The following is a 24536-nucleotide window of genomic DNA, read 5'->3' as shown; positions in this document are numbered from 1 at the left end:
GGTCAGGCCGGGTCGGGCAGCAGGCGGACGTAGGCCTTGCCGACGTTGGAGCCGGTGAGCATGCCGGAGAACGCCTCGGGCATCGCGTCGAGGCCCTCCCACGCGGTCTCGCGGTACACGACGGCGCCCTCGGTGAGCCACTGGCCGACGACGGCCTCGAACTCCTCGCGCAGGTCCCCGTGGTCGCTGGCGATGAAGCCGCGCATCGTGAGCCGCTTGCCGATCGCCTTGAACATGTTGCCCGGCAGCATCGGCGTGCCGGCCTCGTTGTAGCCCGAGATCGAGCCGCACAGCGCCACGCGGCCCCACTCGCGGATGTGCTCGAGCGCGGCGGCGAGGTGGTCGCCGCCCACGTTGTCGAAGTAGACGTCGAAGCCGTCCGGGAACGCCGCGGCCAGCTGCGGCTCGATCGGCGACTCGCGGTAGTCCAACGCAGCGTCGAAGCCGAGCTCGTCGACCAGCAGGGCGACCTTCTCGGCCGAGCCGGCACTGCCGACGACGCGCTCGGCGCCGGCGAGCCGGGCGAACTGGCCGACGAGGCTGCCGACCGCGCCGGCCGCGGCCGACACGAAGACGGCGTCGCCGGCCTTGAACGCCGCGACGTCGAACAGTCCCGCATACGCCGTCAGCCCCGGCATCCCCAGCACGCCCAGGTAGTAGGACGACGGGTGCCCGTTCAGCTCGACCGGCTGCGCGAAGCGGTCCGCGACGACCGCGTGCTCGCGCCAGCCCAGCTGGTGGCGCACGAGGCTGCCGACCGGCAGCCGCTCGGAGCGCGACTCGACGACGCGGCCGATCGCGCCGCCGTCGAGGGCGTGGTCGAGGCGGAACGGCGGGACGTACGACTTGACGTCGTTCATCCGCGGCCGCATGTACGGGTCGACCGACAGCACGACGTTCTCGACGAGCACGTCGCCGTCGCGCAGCTCCCGCAGCTCGCGCTCCACGAAGCGGTACGTCTCGGGGCCGGGGAGGCCGCTGGGGCGCTGGGCGAGATGGATCTCGCGCGTCGTGATCGTCATGCGTCCTCCGAGTAGGCGTACGGGCGACCCCCGCCGCCCCATCCTAGGGACGACGCCGCCCGCCTCAGGAGGCGCGTCGCCCACCCGGCGTGCCGCCGACCTGGGGTCCGATCCCCCGTCCGGCGCCCGTGATCGACCGCGTGTCGGCCGTCCCGCTGCTCGGCAGATCGGCCTCGAGGTCGGCCAGGACGACCCGCGCGCCCTCGTCGAGCCCCTCGGTCACGGCTGCGACCGTGCCGCTCACGGGACCGAGGCCGACCTGCGTCCGGGAGACCTCGCCGTCCGCGCCCAGCACGAGCACCGTGCCGGACGTGGCGGTCCGGCGGGTGATCGCGGAGGTCGGGACCGTGACCACGTCGGCCGCCGTCCCGGTGACCAACGCGACCGAGGCTGCCGAGCCCTCGGGCGCGGACACGTCGCCGTCGAGCAGCACGGTCACCGCGTACGTCGTGGTGGAGGACTCGCCGTCGGCGGTCTCCGGCGCGAGCCCGATGGCCGAGACGCGCCCGGTCGCGGTGGCGCCGGCGGCGGTCGTGACCGTGGCCTGCTGGTCGACCGCCAGCTCGCCGAGCTCGTCCACGGGCACGCTCAGCGTGGCCGTCGTGGCGCCGTCGCCGATCAGCACGATCCCCCGGTCGGCCGCCGCCACCGTGTCGCCGCCAACGACGTCCACCGCGGCGACCGTGCCGTCGAAGGGCGCGGTGATCGTGGCCGCCTCGAGGTCGGCCCGCGCCGAGGCCAGGGCCGCCTCGGCCGTGTCCACGTCCGCCTGGGCTGAGGCCAGGTCCGCGGCCGTGGCCGTCGTGCCGGACTGCCCGCCGGTGCTGGGCGAGCTCGTGTCACCGCCCGCCGCCCCGTCCGGCGCACTCCTGGCGGCGTCCCGGTCCGCACCGGCGGCCGAGCCGGCCGGTGGCGTCTCCTCGGCGTCGTCGTCGGCACGCGGGCCGGCGCTGGGCTCGGCGCTGGGCTCGGTGCTGGGCTCGGGATCCGCCTCGCCGAGTCTCTCGACGGCCGCCGTCAGCGTGGCGCCGAGCCTCTCGAGGGCGCTCTGGAGGCTCTGCTGTCGCTGCGCGACGACGTCCTGCGCCTCCTCCACCGATCCCAGTGCCTCGGTGCACGCCTGCGTCAGGCCCGCCTGAGACCCGTCGTCCGCGTCCGGATCCTCGCAGGAGCTCCTCTGGGTCGCGAGGGCCTCCTTGGCGGTGGCGAGCGCGGCCGTCGCCTCGGACTGCGCCGTGGTGACCGCGGCCTGCTGCGCGGTCAGCTCGGCGACGGCCGCTTCGAGGTCGGTGCTGGTGCTGCTCGCGAAGCGCATGGTCGTCGCGGTCGCGGAGGAGACGACCGCCGGGACGACCGCCCCGGTCCGGGTCGTCGAGGCGCCCGACGTGGCGCCCCCGCCCAGGCTGCGGGTGACGGTGTCGATCTGCCCGTCGCTGACGTCCTCGAGGTACGCCTCGGCCTCGGCGAGGTCCGCCTCCGCCCGGACGACCTCGGCACGCAGGTCGGTCGTGTCGAGCCGCACGAGGACGTCGCCCGCCTCGACCTCGTCGCCGACGCCGGCCGCGACCTTGCGCACGGTCCCGTCGGTCGCGAACGCCAGGTCGGAGCGGCGGGAGGCCGCGATCGTGCCGTCGTGGGTGACCGTCCGGGTCACGTCGCCGACCGTGGCGGCCGCGGTCCGGTACCTCGTCACGTCCGCGCTCGACCCGAACGTCAGGGCACCGGCCGCGACGACGAGGCACGCGGCGACGGCCGCGACGGTCGTGCGCCGGCCGACCCGGATCACCGGTCGTCCTCGCCGCGAGGTCCGCCCGGACGTCCGCCGAAGCCGTTCGAGCACTCGCCGTCGGTCGCCGCGCTGATCGCGATGGAGGTCGCGCTCACCGCCCCGGCCGAGTCCGGCTCGCCCTGCGCCTGCACGCAGACGCCGACCTCCACGGCGGACCCGTCCGCCTCCTGCGTCGTGGTGAACGTCGTGTCCTGGGTGACGGAGACGGTGACGCTGGCGCCGTCGCCGACCCCGGATGGCTCGACGGTGAACCCGTCGCCCGTCACGGCGGTCACCGTGCCGACCGTCATGCCGCCCGCGGGCCGCTCCCCGCGCGGGGCGCCGGTCGGGGCGTCCGACGGCCGGTCGGTGGGCAGGTCGCTGGGACGCTCGCCGCGGCCGCCGGGACCCGCGCACTCGCCGTCGACGGCCGGCGTGATGCGGACCGATGTCGCCGTCACGGCGTCCTCGTCGCCCTCGCCCGCCACCAGGACGCACGCGCCCTTCGTGACGTCGTCGAAGCCGCCGGCCACCTCCTGCGTGAAGGTCGTCGAGCCGGTCCAGCTCACGGCGGTCTGGCCGCCGGCTCCCTGGACCTGGGCGGTCGAGCCGTCGACCGCGGCGACCTTCCCCGAGCCGGGGCGGCCACCGGGGCCTCCGGCTTCGTCGGGTGCGGACTGCGCGGCGGCGGCACTCTCGGCGGGCTCGTCGTCGGTCCCGCACCCCGCGAGCGACAGGGTCAGGGCGAGGGCCGTGGCGGTCAGGGACAACATGCGCTTCATGGGTGCTCCAGTCGTGGTCATTCGCTGCGGAGGGCTTGGATCGGGGTGAGGCGGGCAGCGCGGGTGGCGGGGTACACCCCGAACCCGACGCCGAGCGCGAGGGACGTCAGCAGGGCGAGCGCGGCGGCGGGCGCGGACACCGACACGGGCTGGTCGATGAGCGGAGGCAGGAGCCAGGCGCCGAGGACGCCGAGCGTCACGCCGACGAGTCCGCCCGCGAGGCCGAGGATCGACGCCTCGACCAGGAACTGTCGGCCGATCACCCCGGGCGTGGCGCCGAGCGCCTTGCGCAGGCCGATCTCCCGGATCCGCTCGGTGACCGAGACGAGCATGATGTTCATGACGCCGATCCCGCCGACGAGCAGGGAGATGGCGGCCACGCCGCCCAGCAGGACGGTCAGGGTCCGGTTCGTCGCGTTCGCGGTCTCGAGCAGGGACGCCTGGCTCGTGATCGTGAAGTCGGCCTCGTCGGCGGCGGTGAGGTCGTGCAGGTTCGTCAGCAGCGCCTCGATCTCCTGGTACGCCGCGGACAGCCGCTCGGCCGAGGCCGCCTCGACGTAGACGGCGGACAGCGCCGTGCCCGTGGATCCCGTCGCCGCGGAGGCGGCCGCGAGGGGCACCACGGCGGTGTCGTCCTGGCTGGCCTCGGCGGACGAGCCGCCCGAGGCGTCGAGCACGCCGATCACGGTGAACGCCCGGCCACCGACGGTGACCGTCCGCCCGACCGGTGAGCCGGCCGGGAAGAGCTCGTCGGCCGTGTCCGGTCCGAGGACCATGACGCGGGCGCCGGACTCGGCCTCGGCGCTCGTGAAGAAGCGGCCGTCCGCGACGGTGCGGTTGCGGACCCCGGCCCACGTGGCGGTGGTGCCGACCAGCGAGGTCGTCCAGTTCGTCGTCCCGTTGACGAGCGAGACCGAGGAGGTCGTCGCCGGCGCGACGCGCGCGACGTCCGGGACGACCGCCGGGTCCGCGATCGCCGCGGCGTCGGCGACCGTCAGCGTCGTCGCGGAGCCGAAGCCGCCGCGCACGCCTCCCGACGTGGAGCTGCCCGGCGAGACGACCAGCAGGTTGCTGCCGAGTGCGTCGATCTGCTCGGCCACCTCGTCCTGGGCGCCCTGGCCGAGGCCGACCGTCAGGATCACGGACGAGACGCCGATGACGATGCCCAGCATCGTCAGCGCGGATCGCAGCGCATGCGCCCGCACGGCGGCCAGGCCGGTGCGGAGGGTCTCGGCCCAGTTCATGCGGGACTCCACATCGACTCGTCGGCGACCCGGCCGTCGCGGACGACGACCCGGCGGCCGGCACGCTCGGCGACCTCGCGCTCGTGGGTGATCAGCACGATCGTGCGGCCCAGCCGCGACAGCTCGTCGAACAGGGCGAGCACGTCGGCCGTCGACCTCGAGTCGAGGTTCCCGGTGGGCTCGTCCGCGAGGACCATCGCCGGCTCCGTCACCAGCGCGCGGGCCACGGCGACGCGCTGCTGCTGGCCGCCCGAGAGCTCGCCGGGGCGGTGCTCGGCCCGGTCTCCCAGGCCGACGCGCTCCAGCGCCGCCATCGAGCGCGCGCGCCGCTCGTCGCGGCCGACGCCGGCGTAGACCAGCGGCAGCTCCACGTTGCGCCAGGCGGGCAGGCTCGGCAGCAGGTTGAACTGCTGGAAGACGAACCCGATGAGGCGGTTGCGCACGTCGGCCAGGCGCGTCTCGTCGAGGGTGGAGACGTCCTCCCCCGCGAGCGAGTAGGTGCCCTCGGTCGGCACGTCGAGGCAGCCCAGGATGTTCATGAGCGTCGACTTGCCCGAGCCCGAGGGGCCGACCACGGCGACGTACTCGCCGGACTCCACCTCGAGGCTGACGCCGTCGAGCGCGGCGACCTCGACGGCGCCCGTCGCGTAGACCTTGCGGACGTCGCGCAGGCTGATCAGGGCGCTCATCCGGCGGCTCCGGGCAACCCGGCCGGGGGCATGCCGCCTGTGGGCGGCTCGATGCCGTCGGGCAGGCCGCCGCGGTCGCCCGAGCCGGAGCCCCGGCCGCCGGGGCGTGACGCCTGCGCGTACCGGACCTCGTCCCCCGCGCTCAGGCCGGAGAGGATCTCGGTCGTCGGGCCGAAGGTGTCGCCCACCTCGACCTCGACGCGCTCGGTGCCGTCGTCCGTGACCTTCTCGACGTAGGTCGCGTCGTCTCGCGTCGTGAGGGCCGCCGTCGGCACCGTCAGCACGTCCTGGCGCGACTCGACGATGATCGAGACGTCCGCCGACGTGCCCGCGTAGAGGTCGTCCTGGGTGCCGGTGAGCTCGACCGTGACGGGGAAGGTCGCGGTGCCGTCCGAAGCCGTCTCGGCGACCCGGCCGACGGACGTGACCGTCCCGTAGACCGGCTCGCTCGCGCCCGTCGGGGTGATCTCGGCCTGCAGGCCGCGTGTGACGCGCTCGACGTCCGCCGCGGCCACGTCGGCGGTCACGACGAGGCGACGCGGGGTCACGACGGTGATGCCCGCGGCCGAGGTGGACGTGGCAGCGGTGGTCGCGCCGGGCTGGCCGCTCCCGCCGGTCGTGCCGGACGACCCCGCGCGGTCGCCCTCCGCATACCCCACGGAGGCGACCTGCCCGCTGAAGGGCGCCGTGAGGGTGGCCGCGTCCAGGGCCTCGCGCGCCGCCTCGACGTCGGCCCGGGCGCTGGCCACGCGCGCGGTGTCGGCGGCCTGCTGGGCGGCGGACGAGGAGCCGTCGTTCGCGGCGGTCGTCTCCGCCGCGTCGAGCTGCGCCTCGGCGGAGGCGAGGGCGGCCTCGAGCGCCGTCGTGTCGATCGCGGCCAGGACCGTGCCGCGCCGCACGGTGTCCCCGGCCTCGACGCGCACCGTCGTCACGACGCCGGACGAGTCGAACGTCAGCGTCGCGGAGCGCCTCGGCTCCAGCGTGCCGCTGCCGGTCACGGTGTCCTCGACGGTCGACGTGGTCGCCGTGGCGGTCGTGGTCGTGGCCGTCGCGCCGGCGCCGGGCCGCGCGACGTACCAGGTCGACGCGGTCACGACGAGCACGACGGCCGCCGCGAGCAGCCGGCGCCGGCGGGTGCCGAGCAGGCGCGCGATTCTTCCCATGCAGTCCTCCAGGTGATGTCCGGACGACTCTCGTGGGCCGACATGTGGCGTCGCTGCGGCGTTCCTGTGCGCCTCCTGTGCACCAGGCGCCGCCCTTGTCCCGCCCGTGGAGAAAGGCGTCGAAACCGTGAACGGAGCGGCGCGCGCCGTGGAACACTGTCGCCACCATGACGGCCGAGAACTCCTCCGGGGCCGGGCCTGCCACCGAGCACGCCCGCGGTGTCGCCGATCTCCTGCGGCAGGCCCAGGAGGTGGCGGCCGAGCTCGAGGCGGCGGCGACCGAGCGGGCCGGCGCGATCCTCACCGAGGCGCACCGGGTCGAGGCCGAGGCGCGGCTGCTCTACTCCGACGCCGAGCAGATGCGCGACACGGCCATCGCCCAGCTGGCCGGCGTGGCCGACGAGGCGCGCGCGATCGTCGCCGCGGCCGGTGACCGGGTCGCCGCGATGCTGCGGGACGCCGAGCGCCGCGCCCAGCGGATGGAGCGTGAGGCCGAGGCCGTGCTGGCGGCGGCCCACGTGGAGGCGCACGACGTGCTGACCGCCCGGGCCCGTGCCGCCGACGAGCTCGCCCGCATCGCCGACGTCATCGACACCTTCGCCCCCACCCAGGAGGACCCGCCCGCATGACCAGCCCGCCCGCCGACTTCCGCCTCGTGAAGCGCGGCTTCGACCCCGAGCAGGTCACCTCGCGAGTCCGTGGGCTCGAGGCCGAGATCGAGCGCCTGCGCGCCGACGTGCCGCTGCGCGACACCCCGGCCCGGGACGAGCCCCCGACGTACGAGCACCTGGGCGAGCGCATGCTGCAGATTCTCCGCTTGGCCACCGAGGAGGCCGACGAGCTGCGACGCACCGTCCGCGCCGAGCTGGACGCCGAGCGCGAGGAGGTCGCCGAGGACCTCGACCGGCACCGCGAGCGGGCCGAGCTCGAGGCCCGGCGGCTCCGGGCGGACGCCGAGGCCGCCGCGGCACAGACCGTCGAGGGAGCGCGACTGCGCGCCGCGGACGTCCTGGACGCCGCCGACCGCGAGGCGGCGGCGCGGCGCGAGGAGGCCGAGCGGCTCCTCGACCGGCAGCGCACGCACGTGGCGGACACGACCACGGCGTTCGAGCAGGCCCTGGCCGACCGGCAGGCGGCGGCCGACGCCGCGTTCCGGGAGGCGGAGGCCCAGCAGCGGGCCCGCCTCGACGCACTCGAGCGCCGCATCGCGGAGCAGCACGACGAGGTCGAGGCCGAGCGGGCCGCGGCGCGTGCCGAGTCCCGGCGGATCCTCGAGGAGGCGCACTCGCACGCGGCCTCGCTCGTGGCCGACGCCCGCGCCGAGGCCGACCGGCTCCGCGCGGACGCCGAGCGCGAGATCGAGCTGGCGACACAGCGCCGGGACGCCGTCAACGCCCAGCTCGCCGAGCTGCGAGCGGTGCTCGGCACACTCACCGCGACCGCCCCGCACCCCCGGGACGTCACCACGTCCTGAGGCGTGAGCGAGATCTCCAGCAGGGGTCGGCGCGGGGTTGCCCGCTCTGAAACAATGGAGCCACCATGAGCAACTCGACTTCGCCCTTCCGCACCGTCATGCGCGGGTACGACCCGTCCGAGGTCGATGCCCACATCGCCACGTTGAAGGAGCACGCGAAGGCGCTCCGCAACGAGATCGCCGAGGTGGAGGACCGGCTCAAGGCGGTCACCGAGCCGAACTTCACCCACCTGGGCGACCGGGTCGGCAAGATCCTGAGCCTCGCCGAGCAGGAGGCCGCGGACCTGCGCAAGCAGGCGCGCAAGGAGGCCGACACCACGCGCCAGGACGCCGCCGACGCCGCTCGCCGCTCGCGCAAGGAGGCCGACGCCTACTCGGCCACGACGCGCGAGGAGGCCGACGCCTACGCCGAGACCACGCGCGCCGAGGCCGACGCCTACGACGCCGCGACCCGCCGGGAGACCGACGCGTACGCCGAGTCGACCCGCGCCGCCGCCGAGCAGGAGGCCGCGCGCATCGTCCAGCAGGCGCGCGACGAGGCCGCCGCCGCGGCCGCCGCCGCCGAGCAGGAGCTGGCCAAGGTCCGCGCCGACCACGAGCGCGCCGTCGCCGAGATCGAGCAGGACCTCGCCACCCGCCGCGCCACCGTCGAGGAGATCCGCCAGAAGGCCGACCGCATCGAGCGCGAGCGCACCGAGGAGGCCCGTCGCCAGGCGCTCGCGATCGTCACGCAGGCCAAGGACGAGGCCGAGCGCATCCGTACCGAGTCCGAGCGCGAGCTCGCCGAGATCGAGCGGCGCCGCGACAGCCTCAACGCCCAGCTGGCGAACGTCCGCCGGGCGCTCGCGAGCCTCACGGGCGAGGGCGGACCCGACCAGGGCGAGCTCTTCGAGGTCTCCGCCGAGCGCGTCTGATCCCTCTCCCGGCCCACCGGTGTGGGCCGGGCTCGATTTTTCCTATCTTCTCCGGAGAAATCGACTGGCGCGAGAGCCGCACGATGAGTCATCATCGTGCGCATGCGTAACAGTCGTCACATCGGTCTCGCGGCTCTCGTCGCGGTCGTCGTGACGACGCTGGCCGGCGCTGCCCTCGTGGTCGCGCAGGAGCGCCGCGAGACCGCGGCCCCGGTCCGCCAGGACCTCGAGCAGCCGGCCGCGGCCCGCACGCCCGAGCTGCGCCTCGCCGCGACACCGCGCACCGTGGACGCCGGCGCGCGCGTGACGCTGCGGATCCGCACGTCGACCAAGCACGCCCGGTCCGTCCGCGTGCAGCGCTGGGACGCGCGGGCGAAGGCGTGGCGGCAGGTCACCCGCCGCACGGTCCGGACCTCGGCGAGCGTCGTCGTGACGCCGCCCACCGGCACCACCCGCTACCGCGCCACGACCCCGCGCCTGCGTCACCGGGTCGGCGGGAAGACGCACACGCACCGCGCCGGCACCTCCGCCTCGGTCGCCGTCACGGCGCGGGTCCGCATCGTCGCGCACCGCGACGCCACCCTCTCGGCCGACGAGCGGACGCTGCTGAACGCGGTCACCACAGCCCGTCGCACGTACGCCCGCCCGGCCGTCACCGCCGCGACGGACGAGGGCGCCGACGCCTGCCTCACGGCCTACGCCCGCGAGCACAGCGCGTGGATGGCGAAGCAGGGCCGTGCAGTCGATCCCGGCGCCCGCGAGCACCGCGCCGCGGGACGGACGCTGCCCGCCGCCGCGTGCCCCGGCCGCACGGTGTGGGCCGTGACCCGCGCGATCGGCGGGAGCGGCCCGGCCGGTGATGCCGCCGCCGGCGCCGTCGACGCCTGGCTCTCGTCGCCCTACGGCGAGACCACCCGGCTGCTGACCGCCTGCCACGACGCGCCCGCGTTCGAGTACGGCGTCGCGGCGCCGGCCTCCGGCGGCGCCCGGTGGCTGACGGTCCTGGTCGCCTCCACCGCCGCGTCGACCAGGTCCGCGGGGGTGTGCTGATGGTCGCCGTCCCGGGCACCCAGCCGCGCCTGTCCGCCGCCGCCCTGCACCTCGTGCGCCGCTTCACGTACGGCCACAACGCCCGGCTCGAGGCCGACGTCCTGCGCCACCCGAGCGCGACCGCATGGTTCGAGGCGCAGCTGTCCCCCGGTCCCGACCCGGACGCCGACGCGACCCTCGCGTGGTTCCCGCGGCTGAAGGACTCCCCCGCGACCGCGTGGGAGAACAACCGGGCCGGCACGTTCGGCGGCTGGCAGTACGGCAACGCGCTCGTGACCTACACGCTCTCGCGCCGCGTCGTGGCCGCCAACCAGGTGCACGAGATGATGACCGACTTCTGGTCCAACCTGCTGCACATCCCGGTCGGCGAGGACTCGAGCTTCCCGTGGCGCATGGACTACGACGCGACCGCGATCCGCCCCCACGCCCTGGGCACCTACCGCGAGCTGCTGCGCGCCGCCGTCACGCACCCGGCCATGTCGGGCTACCTGTCGAACCACCGCAACACCGCGAAGCAGATCAACGAGAACCTCGGCCGCGAGCTGCTCGAGCTCTACACGGTCGGTCGCGCCGCCGGCTACACGGAGGACGACGTGAAGGCCTCCGCGCGGCTGCTGACCGGCTTCACCGTCGCCGTCGGCAAGGACTACGCCGCGGGCTACGACCCCGCCCGCCACCACGTGGGCGCCGTGACCGTGATGGGACGTCGCTTCGAGAACGCCAGCGCCGACGGCCGCGCCGAGCTGAACGCCTACCTCGACTGGCTGGCGACCCGGCCCGAGACGGCCGCGCGCATCGCCAGGCGGCTGTGCGTCCGGTTCGTGAGCGACGAGCCCGCGCAGAGCGTCGTCGACGCCGTCACGCAGACCTACCTGTCCTCGGGGACCGACATCAAGGCCTGCCTGCGCACCCTCGTGGGCCACGACGCCTTCCGCGCCGCCGTGCGGAAGAAGGCGCGCACCCCCATCGAGGACGTGCTGGCCACGCAGCGCGCGTGCGACATCGTGCCGACGGGCGCCGGCGCGGACTCGCACGTCGACTCGTTCTCCTGGTACTGCAGCTGGACGGGACAGGCGCTGTACTCGTGGCCGCGACCCGACGGCGCACCCGAGAAGTCCGACACGTACCTCTCCCCCGCCCGCATGCTGCGCTCGTGGACCGTCCGCAGCTGGATGGCCAGCGTCGAGGGCACACTGAAGCAGGCCACCCGGCCCGCGCTGCGCGACGTCGTCCCGCCCATGTGGCCGCTGCCCTTCGCCGAGCTCGTCCACCACCAGTCGGTCATGATGACCGGCCACCGCGCGAGTGCCGAGACCGTCAGGGCCGCCGGCACCCTCGTCGACCCCAAGGTGGACCCGCAGACGTGGGTCCTCGACAAGTCCTGGCACCGGGACGGCCTGGCGTGGATCGTCACGCTCGTCCGCACGGCGATCCTCAGCTCCCCGGAGGCGATGCTGCGATGACCGACGGACACGAAACGTCCTGCGCCGACTACGGCGTCACCCGCCGCAACCTGCTCAAGTCGGCCGGCCTCATCGGCATGGCCGGGGTCTCGACGGCGATGTTCGGCGACGTGCTCACGTCGACCGCCTACGGCGCCACGAACGGCAACATCCTCGTGGTGCTGTCGCTGCGCGGCGGCGCCGACGGCATGTCGATGATGGTGCCGCACGCCGAGACCGAGTACTACAAGCGGCGCCCCGGCATCGCCGTGAAGAACGATGCCGCGATGTTCGCCAAGGACGCCACGTTCGGCCTGCACCCGTCCTTCAAGCCGCTCGAGGACCTGTGGAACGCCGGCCAGATGGCCGCGATCCACGCCGTCGGCCTGCCCACGCCGAACCGCTCGCACTTCGAGGCGATGGAGCTGGTCGAGGACGCCGACCCCGGCTCGCCCGAGCGTGTCGGATGGCTCAACCGCGTCATCGGCTGCTTCACCTCCAACGACATCTTCGACGGCATCCAGGTCGGCGAGACGGTCATGCCGACCTCGCTCATCGGCCCCGAGCCCTCGTTCGCGACCTCGGACTTCGGGTCCCTGTCCGCGCCGTGGGCCGGCAACGCCACGTACGGTCCCCGCATCCGCACGGCCCTGGCCGACATGTACGCCGACGCGGGCACCGTCATCGGCCGCGCCGGGCAGGAGGCCATCGCCCTCGACCGGCGCACGGGCGTCATCGGCGCCGAGGAGAAGAAGGGCCCCCAGAACGGCGCGGTGTACCCGAAGTACAACGAGCTCGGCGAGGCGCTCGCCAGCTCCGCGGCGCTCATCCGCGCGGGCGTCGGCGTGCGCGCGATCGCGGTGGACTTCGGCGGCTGGGACCACCACGTCGACATCACGTGGCGGATCAGCAACCAGATCAAGGCGATGTCCGAGTGCATCGCGGCGTTCCTGAAGGACCTCGGACCGCACGCGTCACGGGTCACGATCGTGACGCTCAGCGAGTTCGGCCGCCGGCTCGACCAGAACGGCGCGGCGGGCCTCGACCACGGCTACGGCAACGCGGTCTTCGCGTTCGGCGCCGGCGTCAAGGGCGGCTTCTACGCCAACTGGCCGACGCTCGGCACGGGCCGCACCGTCGACGGCGACCTCGCGGTGACGACCGACTACCGCAGCGTGCTGGCCGAGATCCTCGAGGCGCGGTTCCCCGAGGTCGGCATCGGCACGGTGTTCCCCGGGCTGTCGCGCACGACGCTCGGGTTCATGCGGCGCTGATCAGGCCGGAAAGGCGCGGGCGCGGCGGCCGCTGAGCTCGTCGGCCGAGATCGCGACGTGGATCGGATCGTCGCCGCCCGCCCACGAGTTCGGCATGCGCGAGCCGAAGGAGTCGATCTGCTCCTGGCTGGCGAGCTGCGCCGTGCCGCGGACCGTGACGCTCCAGCCGGTCTGGTACGTGTCGTCGTGGTGGTCGGCCTCGAGGACGAACTCGTTGCCGACGATCGTCGCGAGGCCCGAATGGGCGGTGGTGCGGATCAGGATGATCCCGGCGTCGTACGCGTAGTTCACCGGCAGCAGCTCGAGCCGTCCGTCCCGCCGGAAGGCGACGCGGGCGAAACGCCCCACGCCCAGCAGCTCGCGGCAATCGTCCTCGCCCAACTCCTGGATGGTTCCGGTGCTCATGCCTCCATTGTGCACGTGTGACGCACGTTACGGTGTGGCCATGGATTCCCTCCGCAGCCCCTGGCTGGCCGCCTTCGGCCTCGCCGTCGTGGCGCACCTGGCCCTCGTCCTCGCGGACGCCCGGCCCTGGGACAGCGTCACGAAGTGCCTCATCGCGCCCCTGCTCGCCGCGTGGGTCGTGCAGCAGCGCGGGCCCCGCCTCCTCGTGCTGGCGCTCGCCTGCTGCCTGCTCGGCGACCTGTTCCTCGAGATCGACGACCTGTTCATCGCCGGCATGGCCGCGTTCGCCGCGGCGCACGTGTGCTTCGTGACCTTCTTCGCGCGGCGGGGCGCGCTGGAGCGGCTGCGGGCCCGCCCGTGGATCCCGCTCGCGCTGCTCGTCGCGGCCGTCGCACTGCTCGTGTGGGTGTGGCCGGGCCTGGAGTCCGGCCTGCGGGTGCCCGTCGTCGTGTACGCCGCGCTGCTCTCGACGACGGCAGCCACGGCCCTGGCCGTGGACCTGCGCGCCGGGGTGGGAGCGCTGCTCTTCCTGTTCAGCGACGGGCTGATCGCCGCACGGATCGCCGAGCGCGTGCCCGAGGACTCGGCATTCGGCGGGTTCGTCGTGATGCTGACCTACAGCCTCGCGCTGTTCTTCCTGGCCACCGCGATCGTGTTCAAGGAGGCCCGCAGCCGCGAGGTCGGCTTCGACCCGACCCGACGAACCGACTGCTGGCCCACGATGCCGGAGGCCGCCCGATGAGCGCGGTGCAGGCCGGTGGCCTGACCTTCGACGTCGACCTGCTCGGGCCCGAGGACGGCACGCCCGTCGTGCTGCTCCACGGCTGGCCACAGGACCGCCGGTCGTGGCGCGCCGTCGCGGACCGGCTGGCCGCGGAGGGCCTGCGCGTCATCGTCCCGGACCAGCGCGGCTACAGCCCGGGCGCCCGTCCCGAGGGCGTGGAGCACTACCGCACGTCCACGCTGGCCCAGGACGTCGTCGACATCGCCGCGGCGCTGGGTCACGACCGCTTCCACCTCGTCGGGCACGACTGGGGCGCGGCGGTCTCGTGGGTCGTCGCGACCGCGCACGCCGACCACGTGCTGAGCCTCACGGCGGTCTCGGTGCCGCACCTCTCGGCGTACAACGAGGCTTTGTCGGTCGATCCGGACCAGCAGCAGCGCGCCGCGTACATCGGACTGCTGCGCCAGGAGGGCCGCGCAGAGCGCGTGCTGCTCGAGGACGACGCGGCACGCCTGCGCGCCATGTACGGCGGCGACATCGACCCGGCCGACGAGCAGGCCTACGCGGAGCGGTTCCAGGAGCCGGGCGTGCTGACGGCCTCGGTCAACTGGTACCGCGCGATGGGTCCCGAGCTGGCCTCGACGCCGGACGTCACCGTGCCCACCACGTTCGTGTGGGGCGAGAGCGACCTCGCCCTCGGCCGCTACGGCGCCGAGCGCACGGGCGACCACGTCACCGCCGACTACCGGTTCGTGAAGGTCGACGGAGGCCACTGGCTCCCGGACACCCACCCCGAACTGCTGGCCGCCGAGATCCTCGCGCGGGTCCGGGGTGACGGTTTCCCCGGTTAAGTAGGTTTCCTGTCACTTCACGAGGGTTGCTTCCCTCGTGAAGTGACAGGAAACCTCGTTCGGTCGCGACGCGTGCTCGCCTCGGCGGTCGGAGGGCCAGACTCCGTGGATCCGGTGCCTGCAGGTGACTGAACGAGGTTTCCTGTCACTGAGCGTGGTGCGCAACCCTCGTTCAGTGACGGTTTTCCTGCTTAACCGGGGAAACCGTTACGGCAGCCGCAGCGCGGAGTGGCGAGGCCGGGGAGCGGTCGGGCGGTCGCCGCGGCCGGCGAGGTACTGCTCGGTCGACACCCCCGTGACGTCGGCGGGGTCGCGGCCCTCCTCGGCGAACACGCGGCGGGCGATGTCCGCCCACGACTCGACGGGGCCGCGGCCCGTCACGTGGTGCACGCCGTACGGCGCGCCCGAACGCAGCAGCTCCACGATGCCCTCGGCCAGCACCGAGGCGGGCGTGAGGCGGCCGAACTGATCGTCCACGACATCCGGCGAGACGCCCTCGCGGGCGAGCCGGCGCATCGTGTCGACGAAGTTGGCCCCCTCCCCCACGACCCAGCTCGTGCGGACGAGGTAGTGCCGCGGCACCACCGACGTCACCGCCTCGGTCGCGGCCTTCGTCTGTCCGTAGACGCCGAGGGGCGAGACCGGCTCGTCGACCTCGTGCTCCTCGGCGGTGCCGTCGAAGACGTAGTCGCTCGAGACGTTGACGAGCGTGAGGCCGCGGGCGATCGCGATGCGGGCCAGCGCCGCGACGCCGGTGACGTTGACGGCCCACGCGAGCCTCCGGCCCTCGGGCGTCTCGGCGCCGTCGACGTTCGTGTACGCCGCCGCGTTGATCACCGTCCCGACACCGCTCCAGTCGATCGAGTCGAGCGTCTCGGGGCGCGCCAGGTCGACCTCGGGGAAGTCGTGGAACTCCGCGTCGGGCAGGACGCGCTGCAGGGCGCGGCCGAGCTGGCCGCCGGCGCCGACCACGACCGTCCGGCGCGGCGCCATGGGGCGCACCTCGGCGAGCACGGGGTGGCCGCGGTCCTTGTCGGACATCTCGGCCACGGGCAGCGGCCACGGGATGCCCAGCGCGGGGTCGAGCGCGCTGACGTTGACGTACGTCGCGTCGGCGCTCCAGTGGTCGTTGACCAGGTACGAGTACGCCGTGCCGTCCTCGAGCACCTGGTAGGAGTTCGCGACGCCGCGCGGCACGAACACGGCGGTGGCCGTGTCGAGCACGGTCCAGAACGTCGTCCCGAACGAGTCCCCCTCGCGCAGGTCGACCCACGCACCGAACGCGCGACCCGCGGCGACCGACACGAACTTGTCCCACGGCTCGGCGTGGATGCCGCGCAGCGTCCCGGCCAAGCCGTTGTACGAGACGTTCTGCTGCACGGGACCGAAGTCGGGCAGGCCGGCGGCGGTCATCCTCTCGCGCTGCCAGCTCTCCTTGAACCAGCCGCGGCTGTCGCCGTGCACGTCGAGGTGCACCACGAGCAGGCCCGGGACGGGCGTGTTCTCGATCCTCATCGGCTCCCCCTCACTGACCGGATGCGGCGTACTTGGCCTCGGTCGCCGCCTTCGCGGGCCGCCACCAGTCCTCGTGCTCGCGGTACCAGCGCACCGTGTCGGCGAGGCCGGCCGAGAAGTCGGCGTAGCGCGGCCGCCAGCCCAGCTCGGTGCGCAGCTTCGTCGAGTCGATCGCGTACCGCAGGTCGTGGCCGGCGCGGTCGGTCACGTGGTCGAAGTCGTCGGGCGCGCGGCCGAACAGCGCCAGCAGCGCCTCGACGACCTCGCGGTTCGACCGCTCGCCGTCGGCGCCGATCAGGTAGGTCTCGCCGACCCGGCCGCGGTCGAGGATCGTGAGCACCGCCGCGTTGTGGTCGTCGACGTGGATCCAGTCGCGGACGTTGAGCCCCTCGCCGTACAGCCGCGGCCGCACGCCGTCGATGAGGCCCGTGATCTGCCGGGGGATGAACTTCTCGACGTGCTGCCAGGGACCGTAGTTGTTCGAGCAGTTCGAGATCGTCGCGCGCACGCCGAACGACCGGACCCACGCCCGCACGAGCAGGTCCGACCCCGCCTTCGTCGAGGAGTACGGGCTCGACGGGTTGTACGGCGTGGACTCGGTGAACCGTGCCGGGTCGTCGAGCTCGAGGTCGCCGTAGACCTCGTCGGTGGAGATGTGGTGGTAGCGCACGTCGTGGCGGCGCACGGCCTCCAGCAGCGTGTACGTGCCGACGATGTTCGTGTCGAGGAACGGCCGCGGACCGGCCAGCGAGTTGTCGTTGTGGGACTCGGCGGCGAAGTGGACGACGGCGTCGTGCTCGCCCACGAGGGAGTCGACCAGCCCGGCGTCCGCGACGTCCCCGACGACGAGGCGGACGCGGTCCTCGGGCAGGCCGGCGAGGGACGCGCGACTGCCGGCGTAGGTCAGCTTGTCCAGGACGGTGACGCGGTCGTCGGTGTGCTCGACGACGTGGCGGACGAAGTTCGACCCGATGAAACCGGCTCCCCCGGTGACCAGCATGCGTCGCATGGCGCCGAGCGTAACGGTGATCGAACCCCTCACGGGGCCGTCTTTCGAACAGTAGGGTGCCAGCATGCGCGGCATCATCCTGGCCGGGGGAACCGGATCTCGCCTGCACCCCATCACGCTCGGCGTCAGCAAGCAGCTCGTGCCGGTCTACGACAAGCCGATGATCTACTACCCGCTGTCGACCCTCATGGCGACCGGCATCCAGGACATCCTCGTCATCACGACGCCCCACGACGCCGCGTCCTTCCAGCGCCTGCTGGGCGACGGCTCGCGCTTCGGCGTCAACATCTCGTACGCGCAGCAGCCCTCCCCCGACGGCCTCGCGCAGGCCTTCGTCATCGGCGCCGACCACATCGCCGAGGAGGGCTCGGCGCTCGTCCTCGGCGACAACATCTTCTACGGCGCGGGCCTGGGCACCAACCTGCAGCGCTTCGACCAGACCGTGGGCGCGGCCGTCTTCGGCTACCACGTCGCCAACCCCACGGCCTACGGCGTCGTCGAGTTCGACGAGCAGGGCCGTGCGGTCTCGCTGGAGGAGAAGCCGAAGGTGCCGCGCAGCAACTACGCCGTCCCCGGCCTGTACTTCTACGACAACACCGTCGTCGAGCGGGCCCGAGCGCTCAAGCCGTCGGCGCGCGGCGAGCTCGAGATCACCGACCTCAACCGCACGTATCTCGACGAGGGCACGCTGCAGGTCGAGGTGCTGCCGCGCGGCACGGCGTGGCTCGACACGGGGACGTTCGACGACCTCGCCGACGCAGGCGCCTTCGTGCGCACGATCGAGAAGCGGCAGGGCCTCAAGGTCTCGTGCCCCGAGGAGATCGCCTGGCGCCAGGGCTGGCTGACCGACGCCGAGCTGGCCGACCTGGCCAAGCCGCTCGTCAAGAGCGGCTACGGCGACTACCTGCTGGGGCTGCTGGGGTCCTGACCGAGCCAGGCATCGACCACGCGCACCGTCGCCTCCCCGTCGTCGAGCGGGGCGAACCGGTGGCGGAACGCCGAGGGCACCTCGATGGCGGCGGGGTCGCGCAGCAGCTCGACGACCTCCTCGGTGGAGGTCACGATGGGTCCGGGCGGGTTGTCCTGCAGGTTGAGGTAGAAGCCGCGCTCGTCGCGGTACTGCGCCACGTCGGGGACGAGCAGCACCTGCGGCCGGCCCGTCACGGCGAAGTCGAACATCACCGAGGAGTAGTCGGTGACCAGCACGTCGGCGGCCGCCAGCAGCGCCGTGATGTTCGGGTGCGTCGTCACGTCGACCACCCCCGGGGCGGCGAGCCGGCCGCGCGCCGCGGCGGCGTTGCTGTGGCTGCGCACGAGCACGGTCGCGCCGGTGCGCTCGTGGACCAGGGCGGCGTCGAGGTGCGACACGAAGGCCCGGCGTCCCCGCGCGTCGCGCGCCGAGTCGCGCCACGTCGGCGCGTAGAGGACGACCAGCTCGTCGCCGAGGCCGAGCGCGGCGCGCGTGTGCTCGCGCAGCCCGTCGTCGACGGCGAGGGCGTCGTTGCGCGGATACCCCTCGATGATCGTGCGGCCGGCGAAGCCGAACGCGTTCGGCAGGACCGTGCCCGCGTACGCGTTCTGCGCGACCAGCGCCTCCCACGCGACGGCCTCGCGCAGCATCGCGGCGTGGTAGCCGGCCGAGACCTTCGGCGCGACGATGTCGTTCGCGATCCGCTTGAGCGGCGTGCCGTGCCACGTCTGCAGGTACCGCTGGCCCTCGCGGAACCGGACGTAGTGCGGGAACTCGGAGTTGTTGACGAGGTACCGCGCGTGCGTGAACGCCTCGTGCCATTCGCGCGAGTGCAGCAGGACCGGGCGCATGCCCTCGGGGACGGCGACGGAGTGGTCGGTGACGACCCAGTCGACGGGGATGCCGCGGCGGACGAGCTCGCGCGTGATCGGCGCGACGCTGTCGCCGGCGCCCGAGCCGCCGAAGCACATCGCGACGGCGCGGTCGCGCAGCGGCCCGGCCTGCTCACGGACCTCGTCGAGGAGCAGCCGCTGGCGGCGGCGGCCTCGGTCCTCGACCGGGATCGGGTTGCGCACCACGATCGAGACGTCGGACTCGCCCGGCGACCAGCCGCGGACCGTGACGAGCAGGTCGACGAGGTCGATCGAGCGCTCCGCCAGCGGCCGCGTCAGCGCGCCCGGGTCGGCGAGGTCGAGCGGGACGTCCGCCGTGACGGAGTAGCGGCCCGACGGGATCGTGGTGATCGTGCCGAAGCGGTCGCAGCGGGCGTCGAGCGTGAGCGGCGCGTGGCCGTGCCCCCAGTCCTCGGTGAGCGACGCGACGCGGACGTGCTCGACGTCGTCGGCGGACAGCTCGATGCCGGCCGCGGTCTCGCGCGCGTGGACGGGGACGACCGTCTCGTCGAGCGGCGGGATGGTGAGCTCGGTGGTGCGGACGACGCCGTCGGACTCGACGGTGACCGTCAGCTCGATCGGCTCGGTGCGGTCGGCGTCCAGGCGCGCCCACCACGAGGCGTGCGTCTGGTCGGCCCAGCGCTCGCCGCTCTCGGCGTCGGCGGCGGCATCGGGGCGCATCGTCAGGTCCACGTCGACCGGCGCGGCAGCGCGGGCCGTGACCGTCACGCGGTCGGCCTCAGGATCGAACGCCAGGCCCGAGACGAACGACGTGCCCGCGACGTAGACGGGCGACGCCCCGGCGACCTCGACGGAGACGCGGGCGACGAGGTCGTGCTCCTGTGCCGCGAACAGCCAGCCCGGTGCCTCGGCCTCCTCGCCGAGGTCGATGCGGTGCGTGTCGCGGGCGACGAGGAACGTGGGACCGTGGACGGTGCGGGACTCGGCGAGCCGGTGGACGGTGTCGCGGTCACCCGCCGAGGCGCAGTACAGCGCGACGCGGTCGCGGACGGGCAGGTCCCACCAGTCGGCGCGCGACCACGACTCGGCGCCGGCCCGGACCTCGGCGACGAGGCGCTGCCAGCCGTCGTCGTCGAGCCTGAACGCGGTGCGCACCCGCTTGGCGAGCGCGTGCGGCGACGGGCCGTCGTCACTGCCGTGACGGCGCAGCCGCTGCATCATCCTGCGCACGAGGTCCACGCGGTCAACCTATCCGTGATCGACCGCACCGGCCGCGCGTGCCTCGGCTCCCGCTGGCGACTTTCGGAACGGGATGCACGTGCCGCAGCCGAAAATGCGTGGAGCGCGTTCCAAAAGTCGTCGAGGGACCGCGCTGGGGGGTCAGGCGCCGTGGTCGCGGCGCCACCAGACGGTGAGCTGCTCACGTGGGACCTTCGGCTGCACGACGACCTTGAGCCGGCGCGGGCCGGCCAGCGCGAGGTAGCCCTGGCGGTCCTCGAGCTCGAAGTCCCACGGCAGCCGCAGCGCGAGCGACTGGTCGACGAGACCGGGCACCTCGTGCTCGCCGAGCTCGGTCGGGATCTCGACCTGCTCGGGGTCCTTCAGGTCGCCCTCCCAGAGCACCAGCTCGTCGCGGACGTCGAGCCGCCACGGCTCCTCACCTGTCAGCACGAGGTCGCCCGCCTGCTGGCGGACGGCCGCCGAGCCGAGCGGGTCGATGCGCTCGACGACGGCCAGCTGTGTCCGTCCCCCGCAGGTCACCTCGATCACGAGCTCGGAGATGTCGACGTCGTTCGGGTCGGGCAGGTCCAGCGAGAGCTCCCACACGCTGTCCTCGTTGCTGCGCCGCGTGGTGCGGACCCGGTGGCCGATGAACTCGTCAGCGGGCGTCACGGCGAACTCGCGCTCCCAGCCGGTGATGTCGCGCAGCCACGCCCGCACCGTCGGCACGGCGTCGACGTGCCGCAGCCAGGCCGCCACTGTGAGCCGCAGTCCGGACTCATCGAGCCGCGCGCGCAGGACGGTGCCGTCCAACGGGGTCTGCCGCTCGGACAGGACGCGCGCTTCGTCCGGGACGTCCGGGTCACCCGCGAACGGGAACACCAGCGCAGGCTCTCCGTCGACCTCGTCCGATCGCAACGACGGCAGGTCGAAGCCGCCCTGCTCCACGAACGCGAGCACGTCGGCCCGGCGTCCGGCACGCAACAGCGCGTAGACCACGCGGGCCTCGGCCGGGACCTGGGACAGGTCGAGGTCGGGCTCGGCGAGCAGGTCGAGGGCACCGCGGAACAGCCGCTCGCGGTAGCCCGCGTCGTCGATCTTCGCGAGCGTGCGCAGGTAGCGCGGGGTGTCGTTGGAGAGGACCTGCGAGGCCCGGACGGCACGCGCGCCCGGAACGCCATCGAGCGCCTCGAGGCTCAACGAGATCGCGTCGAAGAACGCGCCGATCGACCTCTCGGTGGCTTCACGCGTGATCGACCCGGGCCGCACCCGCCACCGGTACATCGGGGTCGGGACGAGGTCGATCCGGTCGGCAGCGGCGAAGGCGCGCGCCGTGACCTCCTGATCCTCGTAGAGGACTCCTTCCCGGAACGCCAGACCTGCCCGATCCCAGAACGAGCGCCGGTAGACCTTCGACCAGGCCGTGGCCTGCGCCAGCACCTCGGGGTGCTCGTGCGCCACGACCGTGCGTCCCTCCTCGCCGTACAGCTCGGCCACCCACGGCGGAGTCGGGCTCGGGTGAGCCGGGTCGCGGAACTGCGCGTACGGCAGCAGCGCGTAGTCCGAACCGGTGGTCTCGAGCGAGTCGACCGCCGCACCGAGCCCGTCGGCGTGGAGCAGGTCATCGGAGTCCACGAACGTCAGGTACGGCGCCGTCGCGTGCTCGATGCCGGTCATCCGGGCCGCACTGAGACCGCCGTTGGGACGTGACACCACCGTGACCCGAGGGTCGCGGCGCGCCCACTTCCGCGCGATCCGTGCGCTGCGGTCCGTGGACCCGTCGTCGACCACGATGATCTCGATCGCCACGGGTACGCCGAGGTTGAGGATCGAGCCGAGGCACTCGTCGAGGTACTCCTCGACGTTGTACACGGGCACGATGACGCTCAGCTTCGGCTCGGGAGCCGCCTTCCGGAACAGCCTCACGCGTCCCACCCGAGCAGCCCGTCCACGACGCGCTCGGCGGCGCGACCGTCGTGGAAGCGGTTGAACCGCTCGTTGAACGCCATGTACTCCTCGGCACGCTCGCCGGCCCACGACAGGTCCCGCACGAGATCCGGCAGCTCGGCCGCGTCCGTGACGATCGGCCCGGGCGCCGACTCCTCGAAGCGGAACAGGAAGCCGCGCAGCTCCTGCTCGTAGCGGGCGAGGTCGGGCACGAAGAAGATCATCGGCTTGCCCGTGATCGCGTAGTCGAACCGCAGCGACGAGTAGTCGAGGATCGCGACGTCGGACGCGAGCACGAGGTCGTTGATCTCGGGGTGGTCGGTCACGTCGATCACGCCTCCCCCGCTGCCGTGGCGCAGGTCCGACCGCGCGACGGAGTGGTGGCTGCGCTGCAGCACCACGACGTCGTCGCCCAGCTGGCGCGCCAGCTCGCGGACGTCGAGCAGCGCAGGGTCGGCGGACGTGTTGTCGCCCCGCGAGAGGTCCTCGCGCCACGTCGTCGCGTGGAGCACGACGGTCTGGTCCTCGCGCACGCCCAGCAGCTCGCGCGTGCGGCGGCGGACCTCGTCCGCGTCGCCGGCGAGCAGCCCGTCGGTGCGCGGCAGGCCCTGGTCGAACGCGGGGCCCTGCCAGTCGTAGGCGTCGCGGTAGAACTCCGCCGCCTCGGGGTACGGCAGGCAGATCACGCTCCAGAACGCGGAGCGGCGCTCGGTCGCCTCGAACTCGGCGCGCCACGGCGCCATCCGGCGCGCGAAGTCGGGCCGGCCCATGCGCTTGAACGGCTGGCCGTGGAACGTCTGGAGGTAGACCTGTCCCGGCCGCAGCCGCGTGTACGCGCCGACCTCGGTGTTCTTCACGAGGAAGCGCGACTGCGCCAGGGCGGCGTACCACTCGCGGCTGCCGGCGATGACGCGCTTCGCGCCCTCGGGCAGCGGCACGGAGTGGTCGACGGTGCCCCAGTGCAGGCGCATGTGCGGGTCGCGTCGGTGCAGCTCGCGGTGGATCGCGGCCTGGCTGTCGGTGGCGACCTCGGCCCAGTAGCACTGGAACATCGCCGACCGCGGGTCGACGGAGGTGTCCAGCGCCGCATACGCCTCGCGCAGGTCGCGCTGGCCGTACATCGTGTTCTCGTCCGCGCGACGCGGCTTGATCAGCCGCAGCCCGGTGTCCGTCGTGTGGCCGACGAGCGGCCCGTCCTCGAGGTCGGTGGGCCAGTCGACCAGCTCGGCCGCGAGCGGCACGGGCAGCCCGTCCGCGGTGACGACGTAGTCGCCGATCGGCAGGGGGTGAGGACCGCGCCCCCAGCGCTCGGCCGTCGCGGGGAACGCCGCGCGGAAGCTGGAGCCGAGCCGGGCGAACTCGGTCGCCTCGAGCACGACGGAGGAGGACTCGAGCGTGGGCGCCTCCGCCAGGCCCCGGCCCTGCACGACGACCGTCCCGCGCTCGAGCGAGATCGCGTCGACGGCCGGGCCGATCGGGTCCGCGGCGGCGACGAGCTCGATGCGGCCGGTGGCCGTGCGCCCGGCCAGGGCGACCTCGACCTCGAGCTCGAGGGCCTGCTCGGGGCCGAGCTTCGCGAGCGGGACCGCGACGGCCCACGTGCTGCGGTCGAACGTCTCGCGCCACTGGGCGGGTCCGCCGCGGTGGCCCGACGTCTCGCCGGTCCACGCGGCCGAGACGCCCGGCGTCAGCACCGTCAGGTCGGGCACGGCACCGTCGGCGTCGATGTGCGCGAACCCGGCGCGGATCACGGCCTCGAAGCGGTCGTCCACGACGCGCGAGCGGACCACCTCGCCGGCGAACCGGGTCTCGGAGTCGGCCAGGACGAACGCCTCGCGCGGGATCAACGAGTCGGCCCAGCCGGGCAGGTGCACGACCGGCTCGCCGTCGTGCAGGCCGGCGGCGTGGTGGCGCACGTCCAGCAGGAGCCGGTTGATCGCGGCGTGGAGAGCGTCGAGGTCACCTCGCTCGAGGTGGTGCAGCGCGACCTTGGCCCACGAGGGCAGCCGCCGCACGAGCGCCGCACGATCGACCCCGTCGAGCATCGCGGGCAGCTCCTCGACGAGCCGCGCCTCGACCGAGCCGTCGACGTCCTTGGGCAGCTTGCGCACGAGCGGCGCGAAGGCGCGCACGAACTCGTCGGTCGGCGTCGCCGGACCCGTCGCGAGGTCCCGCACACGCCGCGCGAGCGACCTCAGCCTGCCCATGTCACCTGCTT

The 24536-nt window shown here is 73.7% G+C and carries 21 protein-coding genes; 9 read left to right on the top strand and 12 right to left on the bottom strand.

The features are described 5' to 3' along the window. Window positions 1-2: 2 nt before the first annotated feature. The 6 genes from AB3M81_RS01310 to AB3M81_RS01285 form a co-directional block, all read right to left on the bottom strand. Window positions 3-1022, bottom strand: coding sequence for an NADP-dependent oxidoreductase (locus AB3M81_RS01310; RefSeq protein WP_412902106.1), 1020 nt, complete (start codon window positions 1020-1022; stop codon window positions 3-5). A gap of 64 nt (window positions 1023-1086) precedes the next feature. Beyond that, window positions 1087-2808: an efflux RND transporter periplasmic adaptor subunit gene (locus tag AB3M81_RS01305; RefSeq protein ID WP_412902105.1), complete on the bottom strand. Its 1722-nt coding sequence runs from the start codon at window positions 2806-2808 to the stop codon at window positions 1087-1089. After that, window positions 2805-3572 carry a DUF5666 domain-containing protein gene (locus tag AB3M81_RS01300; protein WP_412902104.1) on the bottom strand — a complete coding sequence of 256 codons (768 nt, stop codon included), beginning with the start codon at window positions 3570-3572 and terminating at the stop codon, window positions 2805-2807. The genes AB3M81_RS01305 and AB3M81_RS01300 overlap by 4 nt, the downstream gene beginning before the upstream one ends. A 17-nt stretch (window positions 3573-3589) precedes the next feature. Continuing rightward, window positions 3590-4816: an ABC transporter permease gene (locus tag AB3M81_RS01295; protein WP_412902103.1), complete on the bottom strand. Its 1227-nt coding sequence runs from the start codon at window positions 4814-4816 to the stop codon at window positions 3590-3592. Continuing rightward, window positions 4813-5505 carry an ABC transporter ATP-binding protein gene (locus AB3M81_RS01290; RefSeq protein ID WP_412902102.1) on the bottom strand — a complete coding sequence of 231 codons (693 nt, stop codon included), beginning with the start codon at window positions 5503-5505 and terminating at the stop codon, window positions 4813-4815. Before AB3M81_RS01290 ends, AB3M81_RS01295 begins: the two co-directional genes overlap by 4 nt. Continuing rightward, a complete protein-coding gene (locus AB3M81_RS01285) occupies window positions 5502-6668 on the bottom strand; it encodes an efflux RND transporter periplasmic adaptor subunit (protein WP_412902101.1) in 1167 nt (388 codons plus the stop codon). The genes AB3M81_RS01290 and AB3M81_RS01285 overlap by 4 nt, the downstream gene beginning before the upstream one ends. 167 nt (window positions 6669-6835) lie before the next feature. On the opposite strand from AB3M81_RS01285, the gene AB3M81_RS01280 reads away from it, so the two are divergent. The 6 genes from AB3M81_RS01280 to AB3M81_RS01255 all read left to right on the top strand — a co-directional run bounded on the left by AB3M81_RS01280 (window position 6836) and on the right by AB3M81_RS01255 (window position 12822). Further along, the gene (locus AB3M81_RS01280) at window positions 6836-7297 is read left to right on the top strand and encodes a hypothetical protein (protein ID WP_412902100.1); all 462 of its coding nucleotides are present in this window, start codon (window positions 6836-6838) and stop codon (window positions 7295-7297) included. Continuing rightward, window positions 7294-8142, top strand: a complete 849-nt coding sequence (locus tag AB3M81_RS01275; protein ID WP_412902099.1) for a coiled-coil domain-containing protein — start codon at window positions 7294-7296, stop codon at window positions 8140-8142. The genes AB3M81_RS01280 and AB3M81_RS01275 overlap by 4 nt, the downstream gene beginning before the upstream one ends. Window positions 8143-8207: 65 nt before the next feature. Then, entirely contained in the window at window positions 8208-9056 is an 849-nt protein-coding gene (locus AB3M81_RS01270; RefSeq protein ID WP_412902098.1) for a DivIVA domain-containing protein, read from the top strand. A 102-nt stretch (window positions 9057-9158) separates the two neighbouring features. Further along, window positions 9159-10106, top strand: coding sequence for a spore germination YkwD domain-containing protein (locus tag AB3M81_RS01265; protein ID WP_412902097.1), 948 nt, complete (start codon window positions 9159-9161; stop codon window positions 10104-10106). Then, complete coding sequence (locus AB3M81_RS01260) at window positions 10106-11569, top strand: DUF1800 domain-containing protein (protein WP_412902096.1); 1464 nt, start codon at window positions 10106-10108, stop codon at window positions 11567-11569. The genes AB3M81_RS01265 and AB3M81_RS01260 overlap by 1 nt, the downstream gene beginning before the upstream one ends. Further along, on the top strand, window positions 11566-12822 hold the full coding sequence (locus tag AB3M81_RS01255) for a DUF1501 domain-containing protein (RefSeq protein WP_412902095.1): 1257 nt from the start codon (window positions 11566-11568) through the stop codon (window positions 12820-12822). The genes AB3M81_RS01260 and AB3M81_RS01255 overlap by 4 nt, the downstream gene beginning before the upstream one ends. Here the strand turns inward: AB3M81_RS01255 and AB3M81_RS01250 are convergent, their stop codons facing one another. Beyond that, on the bottom strand, window positions 12823-13227 hold the full coding sequence (locus tag AB3M81_RS01250; protein WP_412902094.1) for a pyridoxamine 5'-phosphate oxidase family protein: 405 nt from the start codon (window positions 13225-13227) through the stop codon (window positions 12823-12825). A 40-nt stretch (window positions 13228-13267) separates the two neighbouring features. Between AB3M81_RS01250 and AB3M81_RS01245 the strand changes: the two genes are divergently transcribed. Together AB3M81_RS01245 and AB3M81_RS01240 are read left to right on the top strand one after the other, a co-directional pair. Beyond that, a complete protein-coding gene (locus tag AB3M81_RS01245; protein ID WP_412902093.1) occupies window positions 13268-13969 on the top strand; it encodes a lysoplasmalogenase family protein in 702 nt (233 codons plus the stop codon). Continuing rightward, window positions 13966-14802 (top strand): alpha/beta fold hydrolase, encoded by an 837-nt coding sequence (locus AB3M81_RS01240; protein WP_412902092.1) that lies wholly within the window; start codon window positions 13966-13968, stop codon window positions 14800-14802. The genes AB3M81_RS01245 and AB3M81_RS01240 overlap by 4 nt, the downstream gene beginning before the upstream one ends. Before the next feature lie 207 nt (window positions 14803-15009). Here the strand turns inward: AB3M81_RS01240 and AB3M81_RS01235 are convergent, their stop codons facing one another. Both AB3M81_RS01235 and rfbB read right to left on the bottom strand, forming a co-directional pair. Next, window positions 15010-16317 carry a sugar nucleotide-binding protein gene (locus tag AB3M81_RS01235; protein WP_412902091.1) on the bottom strand — a complete coding sequence of 436 codons (1308 nt, stop codon included), beginning with the start codon at window positions 16315-16317 and terminating at the stop codon, window positions 15010-15012. Between the two features lie 10 nt (window positions 16318-16327). Beyond that, window positions 16328-17326: a dTDP-glucose 4,6-dehydratase gene (rfbB, locus tag AB3M81_RS01230; RefSeq protein WP_412902090.1), complete on the bottom strand. Its 999-nt coding sequence runs from the start codon at window positions 17324-17326 to the stop codon at window positions 16328-16330. A gap of 64 nt (window positions 17327-17390) precedes the next feature. On the opposite strand from rfbB, the gene rfbA reads away from it, so the two are divergent. After that, window positions 17391-18254: a glucose-1-phosphate thymidylyltransferase RfbA gene (gene rfbA, locus AB3M81_RS01225; RefSeq protein ID WP_412902089.1), complete on the top strand. Its 864-nt coding sequence runs from the start codon at window positions 17391-17393 to the stop codon at window positions 18252-18254. Here the strand turns inward: rfbA and AB3M81_RS01220 are convergent. From AB3M81_RS01220 to AB3M81_RS01210, 3 genes are all read right to left on the bottom strand, one after another. After that, the gene (locus tag AB3M81_RS01220) at window positions 18227-20389 is read right to left on the bottom strand and encodes a CDP-glycerol glycerophosphotransferase family protein (RefSeq protein WP_412902088.1); all 2163 of its coding nucleotides are present in this window, start codon (window positions 20387-20389) and stop codon (window positions 18227-18229) included. The two genes, rfbA and AB3M81_RS01220, sit on opposite strands and share 28 nt — an antisense overlap. A gap of 141 nt (window positions 20390-20530) precedes the next feature. Then, the gene (locus AB3M81_RS01215; RefSeq protein ID WP_412902087.1) at window positions 20531-22297 is read right to left on the bottom strand and encodes a glycosyltransferase; all 1767 of its coding nucleotides are present in this window, start codon (window positions 22295-22297) and stop codon (window positions 20531-20533) included. Beyond that, window positions 22294-24525, bottom strand: a complete 2232-nt coding sequence (locus tag AB3M81_RS01210; RefSeq protein WP_412902086.1) for a CDP-glycerol glycerophosphotransferase family protein — start codon at window positions 24523-24525, stop codon at window positions 22294-22296. The genes AB3M81_RS01215 and AB3M81_RS01210 overlap by 4 nt, the downstream gene beginning before the upstream one ends. Window positions 24526-24536: the final 11 nt, after the last annotated feature.

It is taken from the genome of Aeromicrobium jepli, assembly GCF_047246605.1.
Classification (GTDB): domain Bacteria; phylum Actinomycetota; class Actinomycetes; order Propionibacteriales; family Nocardioidaceae; genus Aeromicrobium.
Note: the sequence above shows the minus strand (reverse complement) of the source record. Positions and strands in the feature narration are given on the sequence as shown.